Source organism: Pseudomonas aestuarii (assembly GCF_027988105.1).
GTDB lineage: Bacteria > Pseudomonadota > Gammaproteobacteria > Pseudomonadales > Pseudomonadaceae > Aquipseudomonas > Aquipseudomonas aestuarii.
This window is the reverse complement of record NZ_JAQJZJ010000038.1, coordinates 1-362: the sequence shown is the minus strand read 5'-3', so window position 1 is coordinate 362 and position 362 is coordinate 1. Positions and strand designations below refer to the sequence as shown.

Here is a 362-nt window from a genome sequence, read left to right as displayed (position 1 = left end):
GCGCCATTTTTCAGGTGCCAGCTGTGCAGCGCGGTGTAGCGCACCGGGTCGAACAACGCACCGCAGTTGCGGCCGGCCACGGCGCCGAAGGTCACCGGGGTGTAGTTCGGGCGGAACATGGTGGTGCCCATCTGCGGGATGCTGATGCCCAGCGAACGGGCGGCGATGGCCAGACCGTTGATGTTGCCCAGCTTGCCCTGATCGGTACCGAAGCCCAGCGCGGTGTAGCGCTTGACGTGCTCGACCGACTCGAAGCCCTCGCGGGTGGCCAGTTCGATACCGGCCGCGGTGACGTCGTTCTGCTGGTCGACGAATTGCTTCGGCGCCCGTGCGGTCGGCTTCTCGTGCGGCACCTGGAACAG

The 362-nt window shown here is 66.9% G+C and carries 1 pseudogene; it reads right to left on the bottom strand.

What is annotated here, in order from left to right:
• Positions 1-362: pseudogene (locus tag PH586_RS23455) on the bottom strand (sarcosine oxidase subunit alpha); the annotation flags it as partial.